Consider the following 6,617-nt stretch of genomic DNA (forward strand, 5'->3'; position numbering starts at 1 on the left):
CCTACGGGATGACCGAGGCGGCTCACCAGATGGCCTCGAACCGGCTGCCGCCGGGCCAGCGCAAGCCCGGCAGCGTTGGTGCCTCCGCCGGGCCGGAGGTGGCTGTGATGGCGCCCGACGGGCGGCTGCTCGATGCAGGCGAGACCGGCGAGATCGTCATCCGCGGGCCCAATGTCACGACGGGCTACGAAAAGAACCCGGATGCCAACGCCACGGCTTTCGCGCATGGCTGGTTCCACACCGGCGACCAGGGCGTGCTGGACGGGGACGGCTATCTCAGGGTCACCGGTCGGCTCAAGGAGATCATCAATCGCGGCGGCGAAAAGATCTCGCCACTCGAGGTCGACGATGTGCTGATGGACCATCCGGCGGTGGCGCAGGTCGTCACCTTCGCCATGCCGCATGGCAAGCTTGGCGAGGAGGTGGCGGCGGCGGTTGTGCTGCGCGAAGGCATCAGCGCCACCGAGGGCGACATCCGCACCTATGCCGCGACGCGGCTTGCCGACTTCAAAGTGCCGCGCAAGATCCTGATCCTGGACGAGATCCCCAAGGGCGCGACCGGCAAATTGCAGCGCATCGGCCTTGCCGCCAAACTCGGGCTTTGACGATGAAGATCACCATCTTCGGCGCCGGTGCGATCGGCGGCTATCTCGCTGCCAAGCTTGCCGCCGCCGGCCGCACCGATCTCTCGATCGTCGCGCGCGGCGCCCATCTGGAAGCGATCAAGGCAGATGGCCTGCGCCTGATCGAGGATGGCCAGGAGACGTCCGTCCCTGTCCGGGCCGCCGCCAAGGCCGAGGAACTTGGCGTGCAGGATTATGTCGTGCTGGCGCTGAAGGCCCATTCCCTCACCCCGGCGCTCGACCAGATCGCACCGCTGCTTGGGGACCACACATCAGTCGTCACCATGCAGAACGGCGTGCCGTGGTGGTATTTCCACGGCGTCGGCGGGCCACTCGAAGGCACCAGGCTGAACGCGGTCGATCCCGGCGGCGCGATCTGGCAGCGGATTGGACCGGACCGCGTCATCGGCTCGGTCGTCTATCCCGCGGTCGAGGTAGATGCGCCGGGGCTCATCCGCCATGTCGAGGGCAAACGCTTCTCGCTCGGCGAACCCTCGGGCGAGCGCAGCGAACGGGTCACGCTTCTGGCCGAGGAGATGGTCAAGGGCGGCTTGCAGGCGCCGGTGCGCGAAGACATCCGCAGCGAGATCTGGGTAAAACTGTGGGGCAATCTCTCCTTCAACCCGATCTCGGCGCTGACCGGCAGCACGCTTGCCGCGATCGTTGCCGACGAGGGCACCCGGACGCTCGCCCGCACCATGATGCTGGAGGCGCAGGCGATCGGCGAAAGCCTCGGCGTGCGTTTTCCCATCGCGGTCGACCGGCGCATCAAGGGCGCCGGCGATGTCGGCGAGCACAAGACCTCGATGCTGCAGGACCTGGAGCGTGGCCGGCCGATGGAGATCGACGCGCTGGTGAGCGCGGTGCAGGAACTTGGCAGGCTAACGGACAAGCCGACCCCGACCATCGATGCCGTGCTGGCGCTGGTGCGGCGGCTGGCGGTGGAACGCGGGTGTTATGGATAATGGGCTCGGGGTTGATCAGCACCGTGGCAAGGGCGCGACGATCCAGGCCTTGAAGCGCCTTGGCCTCATCTCCCAGCTTGACCAGGGTTAGCAGCATGCTGAACGCCATTCACCACGTCGCGCTCATCTGCACCGACTACGACCGATCGCGACGGTTCTACGTCGAACTCCTCGGCCTCGATCTGGTCCGGGAGGTTTATCGGGAGGAGCGGCAGTCATGGAAGGCGGATCTGCGGATCGGGTCGGCCCAACTGGAATTGTTCTCCTTCCCTGCACCGGCGATGCGGCCGTCCCACCCAGAGGCTACAGGCCTGAGACATCTGGCATTCGCGGTGGCTCATCTTGATCCCGTGATTATCCGGCTGGAAGCCGCAGGCGTTGCCGTCGAGCCAATCCGGATCGATCCATACACAGACCAACGGTTTACCTTTTTCAGGGACCCGGATGGATTGCCGCTGGAACTCTACGAAGCCCCATAAGGAACGGTTCGATTTCACGATGGGCGCTTTGTACTGACGGTCTCGGTATCGGCGGACCGCGAATCTGTGCTAAGCGCCGCCCAACCAACCAAAGGACGACACCAATGAGCGAACTGACCGTGGCCGAGGCGACCGAGAGCATCTATGCCTCGCTCCGGGCGGACAATGCCGACATCGACACACATATCGCGGCGCTTAAGGCGGCGCTGACGCGAGAGGGGATCAAACAGGCGGTGTTCGATCCGACCAAGCTGGCGCAGAACAACCGCTCGGGCCGCAAGTTGATGCAGGCTTATTTTCGGCAACGCGGCGTGAGCGTGACGTTTTCGGACCAATAGAACCGCGCACGGGCGATCTCAACCGCGCCGTTTCTCGATTCGGTCCGTCGCCATCTGGACGTCGGGACTGCGCTGTATGTTTGCCGCAACGATGTTGATTGCGGCTACCCAAGCATACATCTGAATGCGGTCGCGTGTTGCGCTTTAAGCGGACATCGGGTCCGCAGTGTGGCCGGGCAACTTGCCCCGACACCGTAGTCTCACCGCCCGAAACTTCCGAGCGTGGCCCGTTGCTTATTGTCCCGTGTCTTGTCGGAATCTTCGATCGCCTCAACCGACTGGATGTATTTGGCAATATACTCCGGTGACAGTCCGTGTTCTCTGCCACCTGCAAGGACAAAGTCCTTATACCAGCTATAAGGTTTGAGGCTGTCGTCGATGTAGTCGGGAGTGGCGAGATATGTAAGGACCTTTCGCCTACGACCTTTGTCATTAATGACCGTGACCGTCGCGTGCTCGTAGCCAATTCCGACGCCTTCGGCCTTGTCTAGCTCAGCACGTTCGGCAGGGTCGAAGCTGAACAGAACCCCGATCACGCTATTCTCGTTGCCAGTGGCCAATGCGTTGCACTTCGCGGACTTGTCGACGCTACGCTTATGAAAACGGAGTTCATGACCCGGCAAGGTGGCGATGCCGAGTGGCTTGCAGCTCGGCATGCGTTCGCGCAGCCGGGCGGTCGACATGTTTGACCCGTAGGCAAAATAGACGACGTGTTCGGGGGGGCCGGTCTCTATGTTCCTCAGCGGTTCGATCGTGGGATTTCCCGGCTTCAGGATCGTTCGTAACGGTACCGTCATTATGCTGCACTCGTCGGTTTCTTCGCCTTCGCGTGTGATGATTGGCCGTCCGTCCTCGAGATCAATGATTGGAACTGGCCTGCCTGCCCATCCGCAGTCGGCGCAGCGCGGTCGTTCCCAAAGTATACCGGGTGCCTCATTATTTCCGCCATGCTCGGGTTCGAGATGCGGCGAACCGCAGTTCGGGCACTCCGGAGGCACCCCGCGCAACTCGCGAATGATTAGTGATGTCGCCATGCCGATGGCGTGTTGGATCAACGATTGCGCCATCTCGGCATCAATCCAAGTGGCCGACTTTGAATGCGTCAGCCAGTTTGAAAACGTCCATGCGGACTCAAGCGCACTCTTGAGGGTCCCGCGACGCTCTTTGTTGGTGTCGCCCGGCAGAAGATCGTTGCAGATGATCTCCGTCCAAATGCGGAAGTTCGCACGTTGTGGCGGCGTGCCTGTCCATATTGCCGCGTCCTGCGCGACACTGATCAGTTCGAGAAGCGCCTCCCGGCAGCGGACGCCTACAGCTTGATAGTCCGCGAGATTATGCGCTTGCGTCACAGCGGTGCCGGATTCTTCCATCTTCTCGAAGACGGGACCGAACGGGAGTATGCGTAGATCTCCCTCCTGTTGTTTTTCCGTACGCGGAATGCGGAGCATTAGGCCAATATGGAAGGTGAGAGCAAGGTCCATATTTGGGAACTGCTCCTGAGAGTAGAGGTTTGTGCCGCCCGTGATGACCCACCAGCGATCCTTGTTGGTATGGATATCCCACACATCGTGGCGAGTGTTCAGGACAGATTCCGAGTAGACCTTTTGCATAAAGGTCACTTCGAGGTCGGGCGCCTGCCATTCAAAGTATTCCTGGACCTCCTCGATCTCCTCTTCGGTAGCCTTCAACATGATTGTCTCCCGCGAACGCCTGTCATACAGCGCTGCAAAGGGTTTGCGACAGCCTCAACAATAGTCCGATGTCACTGAGCTTTCAAAATCCAGCGCTGCAACGCGGGATATCCGCATTGGGCCAATTTGAGACGTTAGTCCACCGAATTCAGCGGCCGCTGTCACTTGTCGGATGCCGGAACCTGCCGGTCCGTTACCGGCCCATCATGTCGGAGAGGTTTTGGAGCTCGGCCAACCAATGATCCACTCAACTCCTCCATCGGCTGCCGAGTGCATAGGCGATTCATTCCACCAAAATCATAAATCGCGACACTTCTGGCCGTCACTTCGACCGACTCAATAACAGCGATCTGCCGCCGCAAGGGCTTCGGCACGGTGAGCTTGGTCCAGTGCGCCAATCCGTCGGACCGACGCATAGAACCTGACATAGTCGCCCGAGCACAGATCGAACAGGCGGAGAAACGCGGTCACCCGATCGCTATAGACGGAAGTCGCGGCGAGCTTTGCATTGTTGATCGGGGAAGTGAACCAGGCATCGTATCCCCGGTATCGGCCCCAGCGCCTGTCGCGCATGTGTCGGTAGCGCATCCGCAGCCGTTCGATCGCGGCCGTCTTCGCGGCCAGTTTTTGCTCCGAGGTTCCGGCGTTGGAATAGACTTTCGCCAACTCGTCCCGTGTTTGCGACACCAACGCAAGAAATTCAGCTTTGCGCCTCCGGGCGGCTTCGTAACGGCGCAATGCTGCGGTATCGCCAGCCGCGCGCAGCCATTTTTTCACGCCGGTCGTTTCGACGGCGACAGCGAACGACTCGTTGAATGCGGAATCGTCGTGCACGTAGACGCGCTGGTGGGCCAGTTCATGGAACACCAGCCCTGCAAGATAGGTTTTATCCTCGCTGAACATCGTGCTCAGCAGCGGGTCACTCGACCAGCCAAGCGTGGAATATGCGGTGATGCCCGTCACATAGACATCCATGCCCTGTCCTTGAAGTTCGGCAGCGGTTTCAATTGCGGACTTCCTGGAGAAATATCCCCGGTAGGGCACGCAGCCGAAAACGGGAAAACACCATGTTCGCGGCGTCAGCGAGAATGCCGGCGCGGCGAAGACGGCCCATGTCACCGAATCCCGGCCGATATCGACATAGCTGCGGTAGCTGCTGTTGTCGGGCAGCGCCAGTTCATCCGTTGCGAACTGTCGTATGGCGCTCGCCGATGCCATTCGAGCGCGCAATGCCTTCGGCGTCGAAGGGTCCTCGATCAGTTTTCCGACATCCTGGCGCGCCGTCATGATCCGCAGATGACCCTGCACGGATTGCGCGTAATAGGAAACACTGGTGCAGCCGGTCGCGCCAGACACCACGATCATAACGGCAACCAATCGAAAGAATGCGCGCATCACGATTTGCCCACAGCAGTGCTCCCGTACCGATCGGGCGATTGTCGCGATTGCCCCAGGTCCCAAGCAGCCGCATCGATTTGATCGAGGTCTATAGCTTTCTAAAGAATCCGGACAGAATATTCGGACCCACTTCGCCAGGGCGCAGTCTGATCCCGTCCTCGAAGCAGTTCAGCGTCATGCATTCGAAGCCGCTGTGTGCGAGGAGTGCCACCAGCGAGTCACGATCGAAGTGGTGGAGGTGCTCGTCGGGAAGACGCATACGCCACGTCCGGAACCAGGCGTCGCCGTCGGCGCCGAGCTCGCGCCAGCGGCAATAAGGGACGGCGACGGCCAGGTAGCGGGCCTTAAGCCGGGCGAGGAAACCCAGATCCGGGATATGCTCAAGCACATCGAACATGGCGACGAGATCCCACGAGCTGGAGAGCGCCTCATCCCAATCGACGAAGCGGACGCCCTTGGGCAGCGGAAACCTGGTTATGTCGCAGCCGGCGCAGTCGGCGACCCCGGTTATTTTCGCGGCTTCGATGAATGTGCCGGTGCCATATCCAATCTCCAGCACGGACCGGGGAATCTCGCCAGTGATCCCCAGCACCCAGCCGAGTCGCTGATATCCGAGCTTGATGGTCCGGTCACTCAGGTCCTCGTAATAGGAAATATACTGCTTGTCATACTTGATCGGTTTGGAGTCGACCTGGTGGATCACGCCAAACCCGTCCACCGCGTAGTTGTCCAACATTGGCGTGCGGCCCCCAGATTCCGGTGCTCAGTCCTTGCCCGCCCGCTTGAAAATCCGCGCATAAAATTCGCCGACGATGCCGCGCCGGAAGATCAGCACGCACACCATGAAGATGAGGCCGGTGGCGATGGTCACCGGAAAGCCGGAAGTGGCAAGCGTGTTTTCCAGGCCAATGACAAGGCTGGCGCCGATGATCGGCCCGACCATGGTGCCGATGCCGCCGAGAAGCGTCATCAGGATCACCTCGCCCGACATCTGCCAGGTGACGTCGGTGAGCGTGGCGAACTGGAAAACGATCGCCTTGAGCGAGCCGGCCAGCCCGGCCAGGGCCGCCGACATGACGAAGGCGCCCAGCTTGTAGTTGGCGACGGAATAGCCCAGCGAAAT

8 protein-coding genes are annotated in these 6,617 nt (G+C 61.0%); 4 read left to right on the forward strand and 4 right to left on the reverse strand.

What is annotated here, in order from left to right; genetic code table 11:
• From EN914_RS19085 to EN914_RS19100, 4 genes are all read left to right on the forward strand, one after another.
• A partial coding sequence (locus tag EN914_RS19085) for an AMP-binding enzyme (RefSeq protein ID WP_164778798.1) occupies nt 1-605 on the forward strand: 605 nt, incomplete at its 5' end.
• 2 nt (nt 606-607) lie between these two features.
• Nucleotides 608-1,588, forward strand: a complete 981-nt coding sequence (locus EN914_RS19090) for a 2-dehydropantoate 2-reductase (protein ID WP_013528521.1) — start codon at nt 608-610, stop codon at nt 1,586-1,588.
• A 95-nt stretch (nt 1,589-1,683) separates the two neighbouring features.
• On the forward strand, nt 1,684-2,067 hold the full coding sequence (locus EN914_RS19095; protein WP_024502110.1) for a VOC family protein: 384 nt from the start codon (nt 1,684-1,686) through the stop codon (nt 2,065-2,067).
• A 104-nt stretch (nt 2,068-2,171) separates the two neighbouring features.
• Nucleotides 2,172-2,405, forward strand: coding sequence for a hypothetical protein (locus EN914_RS19100; protein WP_024502111.1), 234 nt, complete (start codon nt 2,172-2,174; stop codon nt 2,403-2,405).
• 200 nt (nt 2,406-2,605) lie between these two features.
• Here EN914_RS19100 and EN914_RS19105 read toward each other — a convergent pair whose 3' ends face one another.
• The 4 genes from EN914_RS19105 to EN914_RS19120 all read right to left on the reverse strand — a co-directional run.
• Nucleotides 2,606-4,096 (reverse strand): gamma-glutamylcyclotransferase family protein, encoded by a 1,491-nt coding sequence (locus tag EN914_RS19105; RefSeq protein ID WP_024502112.1) that lies wholly within the window; start codon nt 4,094-4,096, stop codon nt 2,606-2,608.
• Between the two features lie 336 nt (nt 4,097-4,432).
• Complete coding sequence (locus EN914_RS19110) at nt 4,433-5,491, reverse strand: aminopeptidase (protein ID WP_024502113.1); 1,059 nt, start codon at nt 5,489-5,491, stop codon at nt 4,433-4,435.
• 91 nt (nt 5,492-5,582) lie between these two features.
• On the reverse strand, nt 5,583-6,230 hold the full coding sequence (locus EN914_RS19115) for a class I SAM-dependent methyltransferase (RefSeq protein WP_024502114.1): 648 nt from the start codon (nt 6,228-6,230) through the stop codon (nt 5,583-5,585).
• A gap of 27 nt (nt 6,231-6,257) precedes the next feature.
• A partial coding sequence (locus EN914_RS19120; protein ID WP_164778799.1) for a branched-chain amino acid ABC transporter permease occupies nt 6,258-6,617 on the reverse strand: 360 nt, incomplete at its 5' end.

It is taken from the genome of Mesorhizobium sp. M7A.F.Ca.CA.001.08.2.1 (genome assembly GCF_003998455.1).
Taxonomy (GTDB): Bacteria; Pseudomonadota; Alphaproteobacteria; order Rhizobiales; family Rhizobiaceae; genus Mesorhizobium; species Mesorhizobium ciceri.

Coding starts and splice junctions, on each gene's coding strand:
- EN914_RS19090 (WP_013528521.1), top strand. CDS start 608: ATGAAGATCACCATCTTCGGCGCCGGTGCGATCGGCGGCTATCTCGCT.
- EN914_RS19095 (WP_024502110.1), top strand. CDS start 1,684: ATGCTGAACGCCATTCACCACGTCGCGCTCATCTGCACCGACTACGAC.
- EN914_RS19100 (WP_024502111.1), top strand. CDS start 2,172: ATGAGCGAACTGACCGTGGCCGAGGCGACCGAGAGCATCTATGCCTCG.
- EN914_RS19105 (WP_024502112.1), bottom strand. CDS start 4,096: ATGTTGAAGGCTACCGAAGAGGAGATCGAGGAGGTCCAGGAATACTTT.
- EN914_RS19110 (WP_024502113.1), bottom strand. CDS start 5,491: ATGCGCGCATTCTTTCGATTGGTTGCCGTTATGATCGTGGTGTCTGGC.
- EN914_RS19115 (WP_024502114.1), bottom strand. CDS start 6,230: ATGTTGGACAACTACGCGGTGGACGGGTTTGGCGTGATCCACCAGGTC.